This is a genomic window from Halohasta sp. A2 (assembly GCF_056175805.1).
This window is the reverse complement of sequence record NZ_JAQFWV010000063.1, coordinates 1-18538: the sequence shown is the minus strand read 5'-3', so window position 1 is coordinate 18538 and position 18538 is coordinate 1. Positions and strand designations below refer to the sequence as shown.

Annotated in this window: 16 protein-coding genes and 2 pseudogenes; 11 read left to right on the top strand and 7 right to left on the bottom strand. The window is 57.4% G+C overall.

Going from position 1 to position 18538, the window contains the following annotated elements; all coding sequences use genetic code 11:
* The first annotated feature begins 135 nt into the window (after window positions 1–135).
* Entirely contained in the window at window positions 136–360 is a 225-nt protein-coding gene (locus O2S87_RS14595) for a hypothetical protein (RefSeq protein ID WP_475409511.1), read from the top strand.
* Between the two features lie 118 nt (window positions 361–478).
* On the opposite strand, the gene O2S87_RS14590 is transcribed toward O2S87_RS14595, so the two are convergent.
* Window positions 479–1234 carry an SDR family NAD(P)-dependent oxidoreductase gene (locus O2S87_RS14590; protein WP_475409510.1) on the bottom strand — a complete coding sequence of 252 codons (756 nt, stop codon included), beginning with the start codon at window positions 1232–1234 and terminating at the stop codon, window positions 479–481.
* Window positions 1235–1445: 211 nt separating this feature from the next.
* Here O2S87_RS14590 and O2S87_RS14585 point away from each other — a divergent pair, with 211 nt between their 5' ends.
* The 4 genes from O2S87_RS14585 (at window position 1446) to O2S87_RS14570 (ending at window position 4870) form a co-directional block, all read left to right on the top strand.
* Window positions 1446–1625, top strand: a complete 180-nt coding sequence (locus O2S87_RS14585) for a putative quinol monooxygenase (protein ID WP_475409509.1) — start codon at window positions 1446–1448, stop codon at window positions 1623–1625.
* 167 nt (window positions 1626–1792) lie between these two features.
* The gene (locus tag O2S87_RS14580) at window positions 1793–3250 is read left to right on the top strand and encodes an aldehyde dehydrogenase family protein (protein WP_475409508.1); all 1458 of its coding nucleotides are present in this window, start codon (window positions 1793–1795) and stop codon (window positions 3248–3250) included.
* Window positions 3251–3338: 88 nt separating this feature from the next.
* Entirely contained in the window at window positions 3339–4448 is a 1110-nt protein-coding gene (locus tag O2S87_RS14575; protein WP_475409507.1) for an amidohydrolase family protein, read from the top strand.
* Window positions 4445–4870 carry a metal-sulfur cluster assembly factor gene (locus O2S87_RS14570; protein ID WP_475409506.1) on the top strand — a complete coding sequence of 142 codons (426 nt, stop codon included), beginning with the start codon at window positions 4445–4447 and terminating at the stop codon, window positions 4868–4870. The genes O2S87_RS14575 and O2S87_RS14570 overlap by 4 nt, the downstream gene beginning before the upstream one ends.
* A 261-nt stretch (window positions 4871–5131) precedes the next feature.
* On the opposite strand, the gene O2S87_RS14565 is transcribed toward O2S87_RS14570, so the two are convergent.
* The 5 genes from O2S87_RS14565 to O2S87_RS14545 all read right to left on the bottom strand — a co-directional run bounded on the left by O2S87_RS14565 (window position 5132) and on the right by O2S87_RS14545 (window position 10595).
* Window positions 5132–7099, bottom strand: coding sequence for an AMP-binding protein (locus O2S87_RS14565; protein ID WP_475409505.1), 1968 nt, complete (start codon window positions 7097–7099; stop codon window positions 5132–5134).
* A gap of 109 nt (window positions 7100–7208) precedes the next feature.
* Complete coding sequence (locus O2S87_RS14560; RefSeq protein WP_475409512.1) at window positions 7209–7709, bottom strand: gamma carbonic anhydrase family protein; 501 nt, start codon at window positions 7707–7709, stop codon at window positions 7209–7211.
* 28 nt (window positions 7710–7737) lie between these two features.
* Window positions 7738–8142, bottom strand: coding sequence for a Zn-ribbon domain-containing OB-fold protein (locus O2S87_RS14555; RefSeq protein WP_475409504.1), 405 nt, complete (start codon window positions 8140–8142; stop codon window positions 7738–7740).
* Window positions 8139–9305: a thiolase domain-containing protein gene (locus O2S87_RS14550; RefSeq protein WP_475409503.1), complete on the bottom strand. Its 1167-nt coding sequence runs from the start codon at window positions 9303–9305 to the stop codon at window positions 8139–8141. Before O2S87_RS14550 ends, O2S87_RS14555 begins: the two co-directional genes overlap by 4 nt.
* 117 nt (window positions 9306–9422) lie before the next feature.
* Window positions 9423–10595: an MFS transporter gene (locus tag O2S87_RS14545; protein ID WP_475409502.1), complete on the bottom strand. Its 1173-nt coding sequence runs from the start codon at window positions 10593–10595 to the stop codon at window positions 9423–9425.
* 188 nt (window positions 10596–10783) lie between these two features.
* Between O2S87_RS14545 and O2S87_RS14540 the strand changes: the two genes are divergently transcribed.
* From O2S87_RS14540 to O2S87_RS14520, 5 genes are all read left to right on the top strand, one after another.
* Window positions 10784–11176, top strand: a complete 393-nt coding sequence (locus O2S87_RS14540; protein WP_475409501.1) for a universal stress protein — start codon at window positions 10784–10786, stop codon at window positions 11174–11176.
* A gap of 133 nt (window positions 11177–11309) precedes the next feature.
* Window positions 11310–12815: a phosphoenolpyruvate carboxykinase (ATP) gene (locus tag O2S87_RS14535; RefSeq protein ID WP_475409500.1), complete on the top strand. Its 1506-nt coding sequence runs from the start codon at window positions 11310–11312 to the stop codon at window positions 12813–12815.
* 306 nt (window positions 12816–13121) lie between these two features.
* Window positions 13122–14189 (top strand): type II glyceraldehyde-3-phosphate dehydrogenase, encoded by a 1068-nt coding sequence (locus tag O2S87_RS14530; protein WP_475409499.1) that lies wholly within the window; start codon window positions 13122–13124, stop codon window positions 14187–14189.
* Window positions 14190–15103: 914 nt separating this feature from the next.
* Window positions 15104–16099, top strand: a complete 996-nt coding sequence (locus O2S87_RS14525) for a ParA family protein (RefSeq protein WP_475409498.1) — start codon at window positions 15104–15106, stop codon at window positions 16097–16099.
* On the top strand, window positions 16096–16599 hold the full coding sequence (locus tag O2S87_RS14520) for a DUF7970 domain-containing protein (RefSeq protein WP_475409497.1): 504 nt from the start codon (window positions 16096–16098) through the stop codon (window positions 16597–16599). Before O2S87_RS14525 ends, O2S87_RS14520 begins: the two co-directional genes overlap by 4 nt.
* Before the next feature lie 34 nt (window positions 16600–16633).
* Here the strand turns inward: O2S87_RS14520 and O2S87_RS14515 are convergent.
* A pseudogene (locus O2S87_RS14515) lies at window positions 16634–17530 on the bottom strand (tyrosine-type recombinase/integrase); the annotation flags it as partial.
* Between O2S87_RS14515 and O2S87_RS14510 the strand changes: the two are divergent.
* A pseudogene (locus tag O2S87_RS14510) lies at window positions 17520–18398 on the top strand (RNA-guided endonuclease InsQ/TnpB family protein); the annotation flags it as partial. The pseudogenes O2S87_RS14515 and O2S87_RS14510 overlap by 11 nt on opposite strands.
* Window positions 18399–18538 lie beyond the last annotated feature (140 nt).

The window sequence follows — 18538 nt, the reverse complement described above, 5'->3', positions numbered from 1 at the left end:
TTTGCCGGGTCGAAAAGCACGCTAATTCGTCAATTGGAGCGGTACAAGACAGAAACGACGTGAGTGGAAGCATCCGATTTTCACGTCATCTACGCGCTACACCAGTATAAGGTGCGAAGTCAAGTAATCAATCGTGTGGGTGGTGATGGTGTCGCTGGCGAGACAGATCGCTCCGGTACAGAGAGTGCCGTCGGGAAGGGCGAGGACACAGACATCGACAAGGTTCGCAAGGCGCTGGACGAACTTCGGACGGTGATGGAGCCAGTGCGAACGACGACCTCACACAGAGATTCGAGGTGGATAGCGACGACGGGCGCTCACTGCCCTCGCGGCGTCGTTCAACGACATGCTGGCGGATGACGAGCGACAGACTGGGTGCTCGACGCGGTAGAACAGACGTACGCGAGGCAGTTTCGACACGACCCACTCGATCTATAATTGGCGTGTGAAAAGATGCGTCGGTGACCGAGACGGACGTTCAGACGGTGAACCCGCCGTCGAGGACCAGGTTGTGGCCCGTGACGAACGAGGCGTCGTCGCTGGCCAGGAACAGGACGCCGTCAGCGACTTCCTCGGGCTGGCCGGCCCGGCCCAGCGGTGTCTCTTCGAGGAGGCCGTCGATGGTGTCGCCATCCTCCATCGTCATCGCCGTCTCGATGACGCCCGGGTTGATGGCGTTGACGCGGACACCGTTCTCGCCGTGTTCGAGCGCGAGTTGCCGCGTGAGGTTCGTCACGCCCCCCTTTGAGGTACAGTACAGCGAGGAGTTGTCGATGGCCCGGAGGCCCGCGATAGAGGACATGTTGACGATCGCCCCGCCGTCGTCCTGTGTCACCATGACGTCGAGCGCGGCCTGACAGCCGAAGTAGACGCCCCGGAGGTTGATGTCCATGAGCATGTCGTAGTCGTCGGGCTCGACCTCCAGAATCGACATCTGGCGGTCGATACCGGCGTTGTTGACCATCACGTCCAGCGACCCGAACCGGTCGACGTGGGCCTCGACGGCGGCGTGGATGTCCTCGGGCTCGCTGACGTCACACTCGACGAACTGGACCTCCTGGCCCATCTCCGCGATGATATCGTGTGTCGGCTCACCGCCCATCCGTGGCTCTTCCTGGATGTCACTGACGGTGACGGCGGCGCCTTCCTCGGCGAACTTGCGGGCGATGGCGCGCCCGTTCCCCGAGGCGGCACCTGTCACTAGTACTGACTGGCCTTCGAATCGTGCTGACATATTCCATCTCACGATTCCCATCCAGTCCGAATAAACATTTATGCTGAATCCTGACAGTTGGGGTAATCAGACACGTCAGTCATCGTGTTTGTCAGTCGACGCGGACGACACCCCCACGCGATGAGATCCGGCGACCCGTGAAGACAGGGATACAACCATGTCACACGCTACTAGTACACTCTAATACCTCATCGGCGACGTATACGCTGGAATGCTCGTACTCCATGCGACCATGCACGTCGATCCAGCGCACCGTGAGCGCGTCTTGGAGATGCTCGAATCCCTCGTCGAGACCTCCCGGCAGGACAGCGGCGTCGTCTCCTACCAGGCCGCCGTCGACGTCCTCGACCCGACTGTCATCCACTTCAGGGAACGAGCCGGGGTTCGATGACCACCTCTACTCCGAGCACGTCCAAGCCTTCGAGGACGAGATCACGGCGTACCTGGCCGCAGAACGGGATATCCGCAAATTCCACGTCGAATCTGTCGAGCAGCTCGCCCTGTAGCCGTCGTCCGACACAAAGAATTATGAATGTTCGGGAGAGTGGGTGAGATAGAATGCAGACAGACCAGCAGACAGCAATCGCCGACCAGTACGGCGTGCTGATAGACGGCATGGAACGGGACGCATCGTCAGGCGAGAGCATCGACGTGTTCGACCCGGCGACGGGCGACCGACTCACCAGCGTCGCGGCAGCGACGGAGGGCGACGTGAACGAGGCCGTCGACGTGGCCCAGGAGGGGTTCGAGACGTGGCGCGGGTACACCCCGGCGAAGCGATGCCGTATTCTGAACGACGTGGCCCGGGCCATCCGCGACGAAACAGAGCGCTTCGCCCGCATCGAGACGCTCGAGAACGGGAAACCCATCTCCGAGGCCCGCGGTCAGATAGAGCGGGCTGCCCGCCACTTCGAGTACTACGGCGGTCTCGCCGACAAAATCGAAGGTGAGAGCATCCCGCTCGACGACCACCACGTGGATTACACGCTCCGGGAACCGGTGGGCGTCACGGGCCACATCGTTCCCTGGAACGTCCCGGCCTATCTCTTCGCGCGCAGCGTCGCGCCGGCGCTCGCCGCCGGGAATGCGGCCGTGGTCAAGCCGGCCGAGGAGACGCCAATAGGCGCGCTCGAACTCACCAAACTGCTCCACGTGAACGGCGTCCCCGAGGCCGCCGTCAACGTCGTCCCCGGCGAGGGCGAGCCCGCCGGCTCGACGCTCTCAGGCCATCCAGACATCGGGACGATCACCTTCACCGGGTCGACCGTCACGGGGCGTGCTGTCGGGAAAGCCGCCATCGACAACCTGACCGAGCCCCACCTCGAACTCGGGGGCAAGAGTCCGCTGGTCGTCTATGACGACGCCGACCTCGACGTCGCCGTCGCGGAGACGATCAAAGGGATCTTCGCGACAAACACCGGACAGGTCTGTTCTGCCTCCTCCCGTGTCGTCGTCCAGGAAGACGTGAGCGACACGTACGTCGACAAGCTCGTCGACGCAGTGGAGGACCTCACAATCGGTCCCGGTATCGAAGACTACGACGTCGGGCCGCTCGCGTCGGCGTCGCACATGGAGAAAGTCTCCGACTACTTCGACATCGGTCGCGAGGAAGTCGGCGACCCGGTGACCGGCGGTAACGTACTGGACCGGGACGGCTACTACGTCGAACCGACGGTGTTCGCGGACGTTCCACAGGACGCCCGGATATGCCAGGAGGAGGTCTTCGGGCCGGTGCTGACCGTGAGTACGTTCGCGGACGAGGCCGAAGGCATCCAGCGGGCCAACGACGTGGACTACGGACTCGTCGCGGGCGTCATCACGACCGACATGGGGCGGGCCCATCGGTTCGCGCGGGACGTCGACGCCGGCCAGATATACGTCAATGAGTGGTTCGCCGGCGGCAACGAGACGCCCTTCGGCGGCTTCAAGGACAGCGGCGTCGGCCGTGAGAACGGCACCCAGGCCATCCACAACTACACGCAAATAAAGAACGTCTGTCTCAACATCTCGGACTGATAGCCGCCTCGCAACAGTCTCTCCGGCGGACAATACCCCTCTCTGTATTCCGAACATTTAATAACTATAGATTTGAATACCAACGTGTATGTTAGATAATGGCGAACTGGTTGTAGACGCAGTGTCACACTGCTTCAACCACGCGGAGGACAATCACCTTCATCCCCACGCCCAGCGGTGGGACGATGAGACGTACGAACTCGGCGAGCAACTGATGCCCGATGAGTACGTGTTCCCGAAGGAGATATTCTACCGGAACCACCAGCCCGAGGAGCTCGAACGGCTGCTCTTCCTAGAGAGCCAGATCGACTACTCGGTGTACCACTCGCTCCCGCTCGACGACTACTTCAAAGACGGCTACGTCTCCCGGGAGAAAGGGTTCGAGCTTCGCGACCGCAATCCCAACCGCATGGGGATGATCGTGGACATCAACCCGCTCGAGGACGACGCCGTCGAACAGGTCGAGTACTACGCGAAGGAGAAGGACGTCGACGGCATCAAGCTGTACCCGTCGCGCTACCAGAACGGCCGTGACCTCTCGATGCAGTTGAACGAGGACACTGTCCGACCGGTCCTGGAGAAGGCCGCCGACCTCGACATCGGGACCGTGGGCATCCACAAGTTCATCCCCTTCGCGACGGCGCCGGTGAAGTACTTCCGTATCGACGACGTCGAAGAAGCAGCGCTGGCGTTCCCCGAGCTGAACTTCGAGGTCATCCACGCCGGCTTCTCGTTCCTTGAGGAGACCGTCTTCGCGATGGCCAGTCACGACAACGTCTACGCGAACATCGAGAATACGGCCCACATGGCCTGCAGTCGGCCCAAGAAGTTCGCCCGCAGCCTCGGCGAGATGCTGTACTGGGCCGGTCCGGACCGCATCGTCTTCTCCAGTGGCGCGACGGCCCTGCATCCCCAGCCGCCGATCGACGCTATCTGGGACTTCGAGATGCCCGAGGACCTCCGGGCTGGCGAGGACTACCCCGAAGTCACCCAGGAAGACAAGGAGAAGATCCTCGGCAAGAACAAGCTCCGCCTGATGGGCAAGGACCCGGAACAAGTCAAGAAAGACATTAAGGGCGACAAGTGGGACCAGAAGATCCAGGAGCTCAAAGAGCAGGGCGAGTACCCCGCGCCGCCGTGGTCGACCTACGAGGAACCGACAGACGAAGCCTCGAAGGACCGGGTCAAGTACGTATGAGCACCGACGTCACCGACCACGTCCTGCCGACCACGGAGTTCCAAGACGAGGTCAAAACCGAGGTGAAGGACAAACTCGAAGCGGTGCTCGACCCCTGTAGCTGCATGAGTGAGCACCCCATCAGCATCGTCGACCTCGGGCTCGTCGACGACATCGAGTGGGACGAGACCACGGGGGCGGTCACCGTCCACCTCCTGTTGACCTCCCAGCGGTGCACCTACTTCCTCGACATCGACGACGAGATCTGCGAGCGGGTGGGCGAACTGCCCGACGTCTCCGAGGTTGAGGTCCACCAGGTGACTAGCGGCGAGATATGGACCGCCGACCGGATGTCCGAGGATGAACGGCGCACCAGGCGAGAGCGCTTCGAGCAACGGGTCGAGGAGGCAGGAATCGAACCCTACGCCGAGCGATCAACCTAACCGTCTCAGTCGATTGTCCCTGTTTCAGACTGCGTGTTCACTGCTTCCGACATCGGCGTCGGGGGTTTTTGCTGTCGATGTAACCCCGAAGCAGAGTTCCACTGAGAGACTCATCATCCGTCTGTTCCCTCCAAACGAAATCGGGACGAGAATGATGACAGGAACATACGGAGAGAAAAAATACGCGGAGTCGACAGCCGTGGTGGGATGAGGGGGGTCGGAGGAGGCGTAGCCGTCAGAAAAGAAGCCGAGATGTGGTTGTTACCGGGCCGCTTCGATTTCCTCCAAGGCTTCCGGGTTCTCGATACTGCTCATATCTCCCAACTCTTCTCCCTGATAAATCGACGAGATGGCGCGCCGAATTATCTTTCCGGATTGGGTCTTGGGGAACTCCGAGACGAAGAGCAGTTCGCGTGGGCGGAATGGTTTGCCGTGTTCTTCACCGATGAGCGCGCGTAACTCCTCGCGCAGCTCGTCCGTTGCTTCGATACCGTCTTCGAGGACGACGTATGCGACGACGGCGGTTCCTGTCGTGTCGTCAGGAACACCGACTGCAGCAGCTCGGTTCACCTCATCGTGCTCGATGAGGACGCCCTCGATTTCTGCAGGGCCGACCTTCCGACCCGCGACGTTAAGTGCATCGTCGGCACGGCCGTGGAGGAACCAGAGGCCGTCGTCGTCCTTTTGGGCCCAGTCACCGTGGTCCCAGAGGTCGTCCCACGTCGACCAGTACTCTTCGAGGTATCGTTCGTCACCGGACCACAGCGACTTCGTCATTGATGGACACGAATCGCGGGCGACGAGATAGCCGCGTTCGTGGGTGTCAGCGATAGAGTCGCCGTCGCTGTCGACGATGTCGATATCCATCCCGAGGCCGGGGCCGCCCAGACTGCACGGTTTGAGCGGTTGGATCGGCATCGGCATGAGGAAGCAGCCACAGATCTCCGTCCCACCGGAGATGTTGATAATCGGTGCGTCACGTCCACCGACGTATTCGTAGAACCAGAGCCACGATTCGGGGTCCCACGGTTCGCCGGTCGACCCGAGTAGTCTGAGCGAAGAGAGGTCGTAGGAGTCGAGCCACTCGTCACCGTACTTTCGGAGCGCGCGGATGGCTGTCGGAGAGATGCCGAACACGCTGAGTTTGTGACGGTCGATCATCTCCCAGAACCGGTCCGGATTCGGGTAATCTGGTGCCCCCTCGTACATGAATATCGTTCCGCCGAACGTGTGGTTCCCGATGAGCATCCACGGGCCCATCATCCACCCGATATCCGACACCCAAAAGAAGCGGTCTTCCGGTTTGTGGTCGAAGCCGAAATAAATCTCCTTGGCTGTTTGCATCTGGACGCCGGCGTGTGTGTGGACGATCCCCTTCGGCGTGCCGGTCGTCCCCGACGAATACAATAGCATCGACTCGTGATTCGAATCGAGAGCCTTCGTTTCGTACGCATCATCTTGTGTCTCGACGGCCTCGTCCCACCATTCATCGCGCGCATCGTTCCACGGAATATCTGCACCAAGTCGGTCGAAGACGATTGTGTGTTCGACGTAGCCCGCCTCCTCAATGGCGTCGTCTGCGGTTCCCTTGAGCGTAATCTCACCGCCACGACGCGAGAAGCCATCGCCCGTAAAGAGCACCGAACATTCCGAGTCAGCGATGCGCGTCGCTGTGGCCTCAACCCCAAAGCCGGAGAATATCGGAACTGCAATCGCGCCTATTTTGAAGCAGCCATAGAGGATCGAGGCGACTTCAGGGACCATCGGCATGTACAGACCGACGGTGTCCCCCGTCTCGATGCCACGCTCTTCGAGCGCGTTGGCCACCTTGTTCGACTGTCTGTGGAGTTCGTGAAACGTGAGTTCGCGGACGTCGCCTTGCTCGCTCTCCCAGATGCAGGCGACCTTGTTTCGAGTCTCGCTACCGACGTCGGCGTGCCGGTCGACGGCGTTGTGGGCGATATTCATCTTCCCCCCGGCGTACCACTCCGAAAACTGTGGACCCGCCGCATCGTTTCTGATCGTGTCGTAGTCCTCGTAGAATTCGACGTCGAGATACTCGACGAGTTCGTCCCAGAACCACTCGATGTCGCCGTTTGTGGTCTCCAACAGGTCTTCGTAGTCGTCTATTTCATACTCCTGCATGAACTCCCAGACGTTCGTCGACTCGACGAACTCGTCGGACGGTTCATGCACTACTGATGTCTCTTCGTGAGGTTCGGCTGCCATGGTCTATCGTGACAGTATGTCATGTCGCATCTGATATAAAATATCGGGAAATAGTGTGTCGAATCGATGTGAATAGCGTTTCTTCGAATCGAAATAGATCGTTCGACGACTACTCGAACCGACCGGTTTCCTTGTAGGACCGGCCGAGTTCCACGTAGTGTTCGTGAACGCGAGCGATTTCGTCACGCTGACCATCAGTAAGCGGTTTCGTCTCGGCTGGTGCACCGTAGGCGAGATGGCCTTCAGGGATGGTCTGGTCCTGGAGGACGATCGCACCCGCAGCGACGATGGAGTTCGATTCGACCGTCGCGCCTCGAAGGACAGCACTCTGCATACCGACAAGCGCGTGATCTTCGACGGTCGCGTAATCAACGACGACGTTGTGACCAATCGTCACTTCGTCACCGATGGTCGCTCCGTGTAGCATCGAGAACTCCTGTACATTGCTCTCTTCGCCTACTGTCGTCGGAGCGCCGTCACCCCGTAGGCAGACGAACGGCCAGAGGCTCGACCGTGACCCAACAGCAACGTCACCGACGAGGTAGGCTAGCTTTGAGACGAACGCAGACTCCGAGACGAATGGTTGTTCTCCGAATATTCGCTCCCGCATGTGTGGCGTGTTTTCAGACATATGATACTCACCGGATGTGGAACGTAAGGATGCGTTCGTCTGTCGTTGCAGATCGCTCGACGTCGACTTCTACAGACGCCCCCAGCTCGATGGACTCAGCTGCCGTGTTGTCGAGATGGCCGGTAATAGAGACGCCCCCGAAATCGGCGATGGCAACCACGACGCTGTCTTCGTGTTCGAACCGCGGTGATGGAACGTGAATTTTGGTGTACGTCTCGATCCGTCCAGAAGCCGGAAGCGCGACTCGATCGAGATCCGTCGAACTGCACGTTTTGCAGACACCCCGGGGAGGAAGCCACCCATGACCGTCTGGGCATTCGAGGTAGAAGCCCCGACCCGAATCGATTGCGTCTAGCCATGCCGTGTGGGCTCCTTTTGAGGCGTCGTCTCCGTTCGAGTCGTCGCTGCTCATCCGTCTGCCTCCAGGATGTGTACGACTGCACTTGCGACGGTCCCACCCGCGTTGTGGGCGACGGCGACACGAGCGTCTGAAACGTCCTCGCTCTTCGGATGGTCACCACGGAGTAGTCGGGTCAACTCAACGAGTTGGGCCACACCGGTTGCACCCACCGGATGACCCTTCGCCTTTAGCCCACCGGAGAGGTTCACGGGGAGTCGACCATCAACGGTGGTCTCACCATCCATCGCAGCAGAGATTCCGGTTCCCGGTTCGTAGAAGCCGAGCGCCTCGATGGCGAGTACCTCCGCAATAGTGAAGCAGTCGTGTACCTCTGCGATGTCCACGTCCTCAGGCGTAATATCCGCTTGCTCATACGCTTGCGTGGCCGCACCCTCTGCAGCAGGTGTTCGAGTGAGGTCGTCCCGGTCTTGCAAGGCGAGTGTATCTCCCCCTTGGCCGGACCCCGTCACAGCAACTGGTGTATCGACGTCATTTCTAATGGCATACTCTTCACTGACGAGAACCGCAGCGGCTGCACCGTCTGTCACTGGACACGCGTCGTACAGCCCCAGCGGGTCGGCGATGGTCGGCGCTTTGAGTACATCTTCGACCGTAATCTCGCGTCGGAACTGAGCGTACTCGTTGTCGACGGCGTTTTTGTGGTTCTTCACCGAGATCGCGGCTAACTCCTCGCGGGACCCGCCGTGTTCTTCGAAGTACGCTCGCGCGAGGAGGGCGTAGGCACCGGGAAACGTCAGCCCGACACGACTCTCGAAGAGATCATCGGCAGCCATCGCGAGTGCCTCGGTCGAACCACCGGTTCCGAGGGTAGTCAACTTCTCGACGCCACCGGCGAGAACGACGTCCGCGTCGCCGTTTTGAATCGCCTGGACCGCACCACGGACAGCCACGCCCCCCGCTGCGCAGGCGTTTTCGAAGCGAGTGGCGGGCGCCGAGACCCCCGCTGCATCCGCCATCAGTGGCCCCTGATGGCCCTGTTGCTCCGATACGTCACCCACGAAGTTTCCAAGACAGAGGGCGTCGACGTCTGTACGCTGGATGTCTGTGTCCTCGAAGGCCGCATTCGTGGCCTCCGCGAAGAGTTCTCGTCCGGTTCTGTTCGGGTGCCTACCCAGCGGTGTAAGCCCAACACCGGCTATGCGAACTGGTTGCATTCAACTTGACTATTTATCGCACGGATAGTATGTGTTACGGATAGTAAGCGAACAGTCGCCCTTACGCACCGCGAATGGATTATTGTGCTGACGGAAACGGAGTGCCCTCCAAACTGCTCACCCCTCTCCGATGGCGAACTGCTTTTGGGTGCCGATATGAAATCGGGTGAAGAGAACGATGAGAGACACACCGACCATTGCAGGGAGCACTATCTGAATGCCCGTCGAGATTCCATACGCCGAAGACATGGCACCGACGATCACGGGAAGCGTGGACAAGCCGAGGTAGTTCGCACCGACGGCGACAGCGTTCACCGGGCCGCTCCGTTCCGGAAGCGCGTCGACACCGAACGCGGACAGTGTCGGGTAAAACCCGGAGATGAGAACGCCCAGTCCCAGCACGGCGACGAACAGTCCGGCAGTTGATACTGAGACGAACGCAACATAGAAAAGCGGCAGTGATGCGACCGCAAGGGTGGCTACCAGTGTGAGCGACCGGACGCGAGACACGAGTCGACTGTAGACCAGTCGACCCGGGATGTACATGACGAGAAAGCCCGAAAGCAAGACGTTGGCTGTCGATTGAGACATGAACTGCGTCGCATAGAAGGGCAACCATGTGAAGAGTATCCCTTCGATGCCACCGGTCAACACGAGCGCACATACCATCCCTGCAACTGGTGGTGTTCGGAGCACTGAACCTAACTCGTCGACCGTGAGCTGTCGTTCTGACCACGTCTCTGTCGGGAACTCAAGTGAGGTGACCAAATACGCTGTTGGCAGAAAGACGAGTATCAGTATCAGGTATGTCAGTCTCCAGTCACCGAGCGACAACACTGCGTTGACCATGAGCGGCCCTGCGGTCGCTCCGAGGGCCCACATGACCGCATACAGATTAAAAACCCGCCCCCGCTGGTCGGGGTAGAGGTGACCGAGTAGTGGCCTGTCGAGTGCTCGGAACACGCCGAATGCGGCACCCTGGATGAAGAACCCTCCGAGTAGCACAACGTATGATGTCGCCGTCCCCAATAGGAGGAGACTCCCGATGCTGAGACCGACTCCGATCGCGATGAACTTTCGAACGTCGAGTCTCCCAGAGAGCATCCCAACGACGAGGACAGTCATAACGAGTCCAACCGTCCCCGCGGGAGCGACCAATCCGAGAAGATCCTCTGAGACAGCGAACGACTGTTTGAACGTCGACAAGAGGGAGCCGCGCGTCTGTACAGCGATTCCGTCCCCGAGAACGAACAGGAAGATTGCCAGCGTCCACTTCGTACGGCGATCCATTTGGCATAATTCAGTATCAATGTGTAATAAAACCGGTCTCCGCTAGGTGTCTTTGCCACCTGTTGGGTTGTGTATCAGCTGTGAACTGTCATCTCTCAAAGGTCTGTATCCACGCCGAATGCTCGGTGCGATCACCGATACAATCATTAGAATACGGGAGTATCGTTGAGGTGTATATGTATCAGCTATTGGTACCAGTCGACGACGATGTCGACAAAGCGCTTGCACAAGTAGAGTTCATTATTGACCTCCCCGTGGTCAACAACGAACTATCGGTGACTGTTGCTCACGCCTATCGTGACGACGACGCCGCTCAGTCTGCCGATGCTCCACCCGAACAGAGCCCGGCTGTGACGAAAGCCCTGGCAAACCTTCGTGAGGCTGGAATTTCGGCCGAACCGCTTGAGATATTTCATCCCCCAACAGAGGGAATTCTCGATGCTGCCGATGATATCCAACCCAATCAGATCGTTATCGGTGGCCGAAAGCGAACGCCGACCGGAAAGGCTCTTTTCGGAAGCACTACTCAACACGTTATATTGAACGCGGATCAACCAGTCACGGTCATTAGAGACGATTAATAAAGCCACCACCTACGGCGCTAACCGGCTGCAGTCTCTCTTCGATTAGCTGATCTTGATTCTATTATGATTGTTTACTACAAACATAGTCCCAGCGCGTTTATTACCACCCCTATTGGTAAACTATGTACGGATGCACCAACCACCGGAATCAGCCGCGCCGTACGTAGCTGCGCTGCCCGATCCGAAGACCTCGGAAAAGGTGGAATACAATCCATCGTTCGATCAGCTACGGGAATACTCGGCTCATCTGGAAACGACCACTGAGTTCGGGTCACCATCATACGTGAGCCAGGAGCGTTCGCGGAACGCCGAAAAAACGAAAAACAACATCGACCACGAGTTCGACGATGCCGATTTCGAACTCCTCGATGACATGTTCTCAGACATCCGCAACAAGGAGTTCGTGTGCCTCGATCGGCAGATGGGACGACACTTCGACAACACCTACGTGTGCCGGTACTACGTCCCAAAAGCCTACAGTCGGATCGCGCTGGGTTGGGCAAAGCTCTTCGAACCGGCCGAAGACAATCACGTACCGGACTTCTATACAGTTCAGCTTCCGGACTGGGATGAAGTTGCGGTTCGCATCTTTCCCGAGGACGGATTCACCGCCATCGCGGGGAGTGATTACACCGGTGAGGCCAAGAAGTCCTACCTCAGGTTGTTCATGTACTACGCGAAACAGCAGGGTGGACTCGGCCTCCACGCAGGAAGCAAGCGTGTCAAACTGGAGACTGACGACGGGTTCGATACCGTCGGGCAGTTGTTTCTCGGCCTCTCGGGAACCGGGAAATCCACGCTGACTGCCCACGGACTGTGGCTCGAGGAGCCCGAAAACGCAACAATGCTCCAGGACGATGTCTGTGCACTGCTCCCCGACGGAACCGTGGCTGGCAGTGAAGGACAGGGGCTGTTCGTCAAAACCCACGGTCTCGACAGCGACACCGAACCTGCAATGTACGACGCGACGACCGCCGACTCGGCGGTACTCGAAAACGTCGATGTCGACGAGGACGGCACCGTAGACTTCGATAGCGACCGGTATACGACGAATGGGCGGGCCATCATCCAGCGCGAGGAACTCGCCTCCGCCGGTGAGGAGATCGATCTGCCCGCTGTCGACCAAATTTTCTTCATCACACGAAATCCGGCGATGCCACCGGTCGCGAAACTCACACCAGAAGAAGCCGCGGTGGCGTTCATGTTGGGTGAGTCTGTCGAAACAAGTGCTGGCGACCCGAGTGCTGCCGGTGAGTCGACCCGCGTCGTCGGGACGAACCCGTTCATTATCGGCTCGAAAGGCACAGAGGGCAACCGCTTCCGCGATCTGATCGCTGACCTCGATGTAGACTGTTTCGTATTGAATACCGGAAGCGTCGGCTCTGTTGATGTCGGCGTCACGGAGACAATAACGCTGTTGCGCAATATCGTGCGAGGAAACCTCCAGTGGGAGATCGATGAGACGACAGGACTCACGGTGCCGCGTGCGGTTCCTGGAATGGATATCGACGAGTTCGACGTCGGGACAGTTCTACCTGACCCCGAGTCGACGCTCGATACACTCCGACACGAACGCGAGCGATATCTCGCCCAGTTCGACGATCTCGATCCGTCGATCAAGAACGCAAGGTACTGAACTGCGCCGTACCGCTGCGACAGTTGTGGACTCATTGTCGACACGATTTTTCGGCTTATGTGCAACTATCAGCTGATGAGACCTTGTCGACACGGACTGCTAATGTAACGCCCTACTCCGGGTGAATCGCCTCGGGATCAACCCTCGTGGTATTCGCCTTGACCGCCGGCAAAATAGACGTTTCTTCGACGAACAGAGTCGAAGACAGCTCCCCAGTGTCGACGGAGTTGTGTTACTCGGTGTAGAGTTAATTTCTACGCAAAAACTACCGGAAGAATTATATCTTGGGTTACGGTATGTAGGATCATGATACGTGTGGGAGTGAATGGATACGGCACCATCGGTAAACGCGTTGCTGATGCAGTCCGTCTCCAGCCCGACATGAAACTCATCGGTGTGACGAAAACCCGTCCGAACTACGAAGCCGAAACCGCCCTCCAGAAGGAATACCCGCTGTACAGTGCGATCCCCGAGCAGTCGCATCTTTTCACTGAGTCTGGGATGGATCTCCACGGAGACGTCGCGGAACTCGTCCGCAAGAGTGACGTCATCGTCGACGCCACTCCTTCGGGCGTTGGCGCAGACAACTGTGAACTCTACAGGGAACACGAGACACCGGCGATTCTCCAGGGCGGTGAATCCGCAGAGACGGTCGACGCGAGTTTCGTCGCCCAGGCGAATTACGACGATGCCGCGGACGCCGACCTTCTTCGCGTCGTTTCCTGTAACACAACCGGGCTTTCGCGACTCTTAGAGCCACTCGACCGCGAGTACGGCGTCGACAAAGCCCGCGTAACACTCATTCGGCGCGGTGGTGATCCGAACGAAACCAACCGCGGGCCAATCAACGATATCCTCCCGGATCCGGTTACGGTCCCCTCGCACCACGGTCCTGATGTCCAGACGATCTTCCCCGAGTTGGATATCGACACGGTTGGTGTCACCGTGCCAGCGACACTGATGCACTTGCACAGCGTGAATATCACACTCGACACCGCACCGACCGTCGACGAGCTGTGTGACCTGCTCGAACGAAACCCGCGGCTGTTCGTTGTCCCAGCGAAACTGGACATCGAGGGCACTGCGCAACTCAAAGAGTTCGCCAAGGACTCCGGTCGACCGCGCGGGGATCTCTGGGAGAACTGTCTCTGGAAGGAGTCGATTTCGATGGCGGGTACCGATCTGTATCTGTTCCAATCAATTCATCAGGAGGCAATTGTCGTCCCCGAGAACATCGACGCCATCCGAGCCCTCATGGGCCAGAAATCCAGTGCAGAGAGCATCGAACTAACGAATGATCGGCTCGGGATACAGTCGAGAGACTCGTATTCGACCGTCCGGGGGACCGATTTCGCCCAACCTGCCGACGACTAACAATCGGTAGTCGTCGGAGTGGCTTTTGTCGACGTGTTTCCTCGGGATTGAATTTGACACCGCAGATCAATTAGTCGGCGCGTAGACCACCCAGCGGCTACGTCTTCTCGAGCCAGACTTGGGAGGCGAGCCACTGGATATTGCTGCTTCGGATGGCGGTGACATATATGTTGGAGAGGCCACGACGTTCGCGACCCATGATATCGACGAACTAGGAGTAGGTCACCCCTACGGACGGTCGTCGCCGATACAAGCGCACTTGTGAGTTTTGACGTTCCATAGGCCGACGGAAAGTTATAACACTGCTACCATGCCAGATGGTCTCATCTGCTCACCGTCTAAAGTCGACTCGGAAGAAAATGCTTCCAGAAATCAACACGGTTTCAGAGAACCTACCGTCAATAGTATCTGCTGTTACAGTGCTGTGAAAGCCAGCCGAGGCGACAGCATATTCAACGGTCTACTATCGCCCAAAATCGGTCGGGGTGTTTGACAAGCCAGTGTTGTTCAGGTCGTTTGAGTGTCGGCCCAACATTCCCTTCTGGGAATACTGATACCGGGTATTCGGCCAGCTCTGTCTGCAGATTTGTTTACAACAGAAGGATGCGGCACTCGTCTGTTATTGTTATCTGTACTAACCGTCTGTAACAGTTGTCTGTAACAGATGTTTGTAACGACTCTAGGTCAGTTCGCGTATTGAATGACTGCGACTATTGCCTGTAAGGAATGTCTGTAACAGTTGCCTGTAGTATTCATCTGTAACGGGAGCTACTGATCTATCAGTTAGGAACCTAATCGCAGGACAACGGTAATTACAGATGTCTGTTACAGAACACCATTACAGATACCTGTTACAGATCTTTATTACGTATGTCTGACACAGATTTATGATACAGAAGGTACTATTGATACATATGATCACAGTCGTAGTCTACTCTGAATCAGGTGGGACGTACAAAACAACAATGACGGCCAATATCGCAGTGGCACTGGAGCGAATGGGCCTGAATACACTCATGCTGGACCTCGATCCACAGGAGGGGAACCTGACCAGTCTCTTTGATGCTGGTGAACACCGAAGCGATCCAGATGCAGACAATCTCGTCAAGCACATCCTGGATATGCCGGATGGAGACTTCCAGGGTCTCATCGAAACTACCGAGGAAGGCGTCGACATTATCCCGAGCCACGACATGCTGGGTGACTTTACGTCGAACCTAGAACAGAAGATCTCCTACGAGACGGGGATGAAAAACATGAGTCGAGAAGAGTATCCTCGCTTCGAGCTTTTATATGATTTGCTCTGGGAGAAGCAGGAACTGCACAAACAGTACGATGCTATCCTTATCGATCCAAACGCACGCGCAGAGGATCTGCTCTATAACGCCATTTTCGCACTCCGAACGCTCGTGGCACCCGTCAAGCCAGCTGGCAAAGGGAACCTGAGCCTCGAAGGGCTCGAAGAACTCGTCGGAAACATGGAGAGCCAACTGGATATCGAAATCGGGCTCTCCTGTGTGGTTCCATCAGGTGTTGGGCAAACGAATGCCCACCAGCAGTACCAACAACAGTTCGAAAACACTGAGGAATTCGCCACACCAGTCTCCATTGGGAACCGTGAAAGCCTCATGGACGCGATGTGGGAGGCCAGAGGCTCGGCGTTCAAGGTGGTTGAAGAACGCTGGAAAACCTTCGAACGGGATAGTCAGATGGTGAGCGAACCCGGTCAACGACGGGTCCGTGATCGAGAAATAGACACGCTACGGAAGCTGTACGAGCTTGCATGGTTCATTGCCACCGAGACGTTCGATGCTGATGTCGACCCCGTCTTGGAACTCGATATCCAGGATTATACGAATAGAACGATCGATCTGAATCAGGATGACAAAACGGAGGCGAAAACAGCATGAGCAACTTTAAATCCGGCTCTGGGAATCTCGATTTCGGAGGGAGCGACAAGGACGATGAGGAACCGGAATCCAAACCAACCGAGGAGACCACCCAAACAGATACTGAGAGCAATCAAGAAGACAGGTCGACCTCGTCACCCGATCAGACAAAAACAAACTCATCGAACACAGAGTCGTCTGAAGCAGATAGCACGACTAACTCACCAAAAGTAGACGGTGAATCCACAGAAGAGTCGACTCCAGCTACCACCTCACTAGAGCAATATCCGTACTTCGTCCGACGGAGTAACGTTGGTGATGAACGCGATACACGGCTTGAGATCCATGTCCGAGACAAGGTTGCTGACCGAGAAGCCGCGTTTCGAAACGAACTCGCAGAACAGCTCGGTACAAATGAGGTCTCGAAAACAGATGCTCGCGAGTTCGCCCTTCTCGCAGCATTTCAACATCCCGAGCGTGTTGCTGAACTGATGGCAAAAGAGGGATTCGGGACTCTGTGAACGGTTTAACGGCGATCTGGCACACCCATGGAAACTACTGCTCGTTCTCGAAGATATCTATCAGCTGTTCCCGCATGAATTCACGGCGTAACTGACGAGATCGTGAGTCGGAGAGGTAGTTCTGCATAATGACTTTTGGATCGCTACTACCCTGCTCTGCAGCGATTTCTTCGACGCCTTCGAGGACCGCCGTATAGGTATCGTACCAGAACCGTCGACAGAGCTGTGGGCTCGGACGTTCGCCTTCAATCCAATCAGGAAGCCCGGCTTCTGAGGCTAGCTTTTGAAACCAATTGCGGATCGTATCTCGCGTCACGTGTGGGGTTTCACCCTGCGATGAGGGGAACACGTATCCACCCCACGTCTCATCTTCTCCCAGTCCATCTATTCGAGAATCCAGGATATCCAGTCCGAACAGGACCGATACTTCTCCCGGGCCATTTTTCCGGCTCTCGAATGCGATATGGGGGACGTCGTCGTCGGGAATATCGCGATTGAACTGCGAAATGTGGAGTGCTGCGACCTCGCTTGCTCGGAGTCCCCACCCAGCCAGGGCTACTACCAACAGTTGGTCTCGTGATGTCGTTGCAACCTCCATCAATCGGCGAATATGATCCGCTGACAGTGATGGGGTCGGAGAATCCTCCGTTTCCCACTTGAATTCTTCGTAGAGGCCGCTGGCAGGGTTTATTGAGGCGATTCGTCGACCGACCAGATGCTGATACCAGGCGTCGACGATTCGTCGTACCCGTTGGAGAGTCTGCGCACTGTACTCGCGGTCAGCTCCCTCGTTCAGCCAGTCAAATGCACCATAACATGCGTCGACAGCCTCGTACGCAGGCGTATCTCGATCTCGTTGAATTGGCGAGAGGAGATCATCCGTGCCGTTTGCCTCCCGGTAGGCTCGAACGTAGAGATTCAGCCGCGTCCGGTGTGATCTTGCTCTTCCCAAAGACGACGATGGCTACCAACGGCAGTTCCTCGATTCAGATCAATGGGATGTCACCGAAAGTATGCTCACCGCCCGCGACGGCGACTACTTCTTGCACATCGGCTTCCGCCGACCCAAGAACGAAACTGAGCGGAATACTGCCGAGGACGGAACGGTTCTCGGGGTTGACCTCGGTATTGAAAACCTCGCCGTCACAAGCACCGCCTACTTCTTCAGCGGGCGGGAGTTGACCCACGATCTTCGTGAGTTCGAGAAAGTGCGTGCTGGACTACAACGGACGGGAACTCGGAGTGCCCACCGAACACTTGAACAAACCGAAGGTCGGGAACTCCGGTACATCCGTGACGTACTTCACCGAGCGTCGAAAGCGATCATCGACGAAGCACTCCGGTACGAGTGTGACGTGATAGCGTTTGAGGATCTAACCGATATTCGAGAACGAACCGGGGCGTCGTGGGGACATAAGTGGGCATTCCGCACACTCTACGAACAGGTAGAGTACAAAGCCGAAGCAGTCGGGATCTCGGTGAAACAAGTGGGATCGGCGTACACGTCGAAGCGGTGCGCCGAATGTGGATTTACAGCTGACGAGAATCGAAAGACACGCACTGATTTCGAGTGTGTGAAATGCGGTTCAGAAGCGAACGCGGATTATAATGCAGCAAAGAACATCGGGATGCGGTACGTCCGGCGGGGCCAACAGTCGTCTCGTCGGACGGGCAACAGTCAACTTGCCCTGAAGTCTGGAACAGTGAGGCTGAGTGGCGGATTTACCGCCCACCCCGAAGGGTTTGAGGCCGAGTTCATGGACAAGCCCCATCACCAGAAGTCGGAGACTTCTGGTTAGTAGCCAGAACTCTTAGTACCTCAGGGAAGCTATTGTGTAGCTGGAGCTAATTGAACGTAGTATGGTTGGCCGTGAGAAAGAAGTCGTGAAGCATCTCAGCAGGGAAGATTTAGATCGACTTCAGGCTGAGACTGACAACC

Bases quoted from the DNA above. Each gene is read 5' to 3' on its own strand.
- O2S87_RS14550 (WP_475409503.1), bottom strand. From the start codon at position 9,305: ATGCAACCAGTTCGCATAGCCGGTGTTGGGCTTACACCGCTGGGTAGG.
- O2S87_RS14555 (WP_475409504.1), bottom strand. From the start codon at position 8,142: ATGAGCAGCGACGACTCGAACGGAGACGACGCCTCAAAAGGAGCCCAC.
- O2S87_RS14535 (WP_475409500.1), top strand. From the start codon at position 11,310: ATGCACCAACCACCGGAATCAGCCGCGCCGTACGTAGCTGCGCTGCCC.
- O2S87_RS14520 (WP_475409497.1), top strand. From the start codon at position 16,096: ATGAGCAACTTTAAATCCGGCTCTGGGAATCTCGATTTCGGAGGGAGC.
- O2S87_RS14580 (WP_475409508.1), top strand. From the start codon at position 1,793: ATGCAGACAGACCAGCAGACAGCAATCGCCGACCAGTACGGCGTGCTG.
- O2S87_RS14575 (WP_475409507.1), top strand. From the start codon at position 3,339: ATGTTAGATAATGGCGAACTGGTTGTAGACGCAGTGTCACACTGCTTC.
- O2S87_RS14590 (WP_475409510.1), bottom strand. From the start codon at position 1,234: ATGTCAGCACGATTCGAAGGCCAGTCAGTACTAGTGACAGGTGCCGCC.
- O2S87_RS14570 (WP_475409506.1), top strand. From the start codon at position 4,445: ATGAGCACCGACGTCACCGACCACGTCCTGCCGACCACGGAGTTCCAA.
- O2S87_RS14545 (WP_475409502.1), bottom strand. From the start codon at position 10,595: ATGGATCGCCGTACGAAGTGGACGCTGGCAATCTTCCTGTTCGTTCTC.
- O2S87_RS14565 (WP_475409505.1), bottom strand. From the start codon at position 7,099: ATGGCAGCCGAACCTCACGAAGAGACATCAGTAGTGCATGAACCGTCC.
- O2S87_RS14585 (WP_475409509.1), top strand. From the start codon at position 1,446: ATGCTCGTACTCCATGCGACCATGCACGTCGATCCAGCGCACCGTGAG.
- O2S87_RS14530 (WP_475409499.1), top strand. From the start codon at position 13,122: ATGATACGTGTGGGAGTGAATGGATACGGCACCATCGGTAAACGCGTT.
- O2S87_RS14560 (WP_475409512.1), bottom strand. From the start codon at position 7,709: ATGCGGGAGCGAATATTCGGAGAACAACCATTCGTCTCGGAGTCTGCG.
- O2S87_RS14525 (WP_475409498.1), top strand. From the start codon at position 15,104: ATGATCACAGTCGTAGTCTACTCTGAATCAGGTGGGACGTACAAAACA.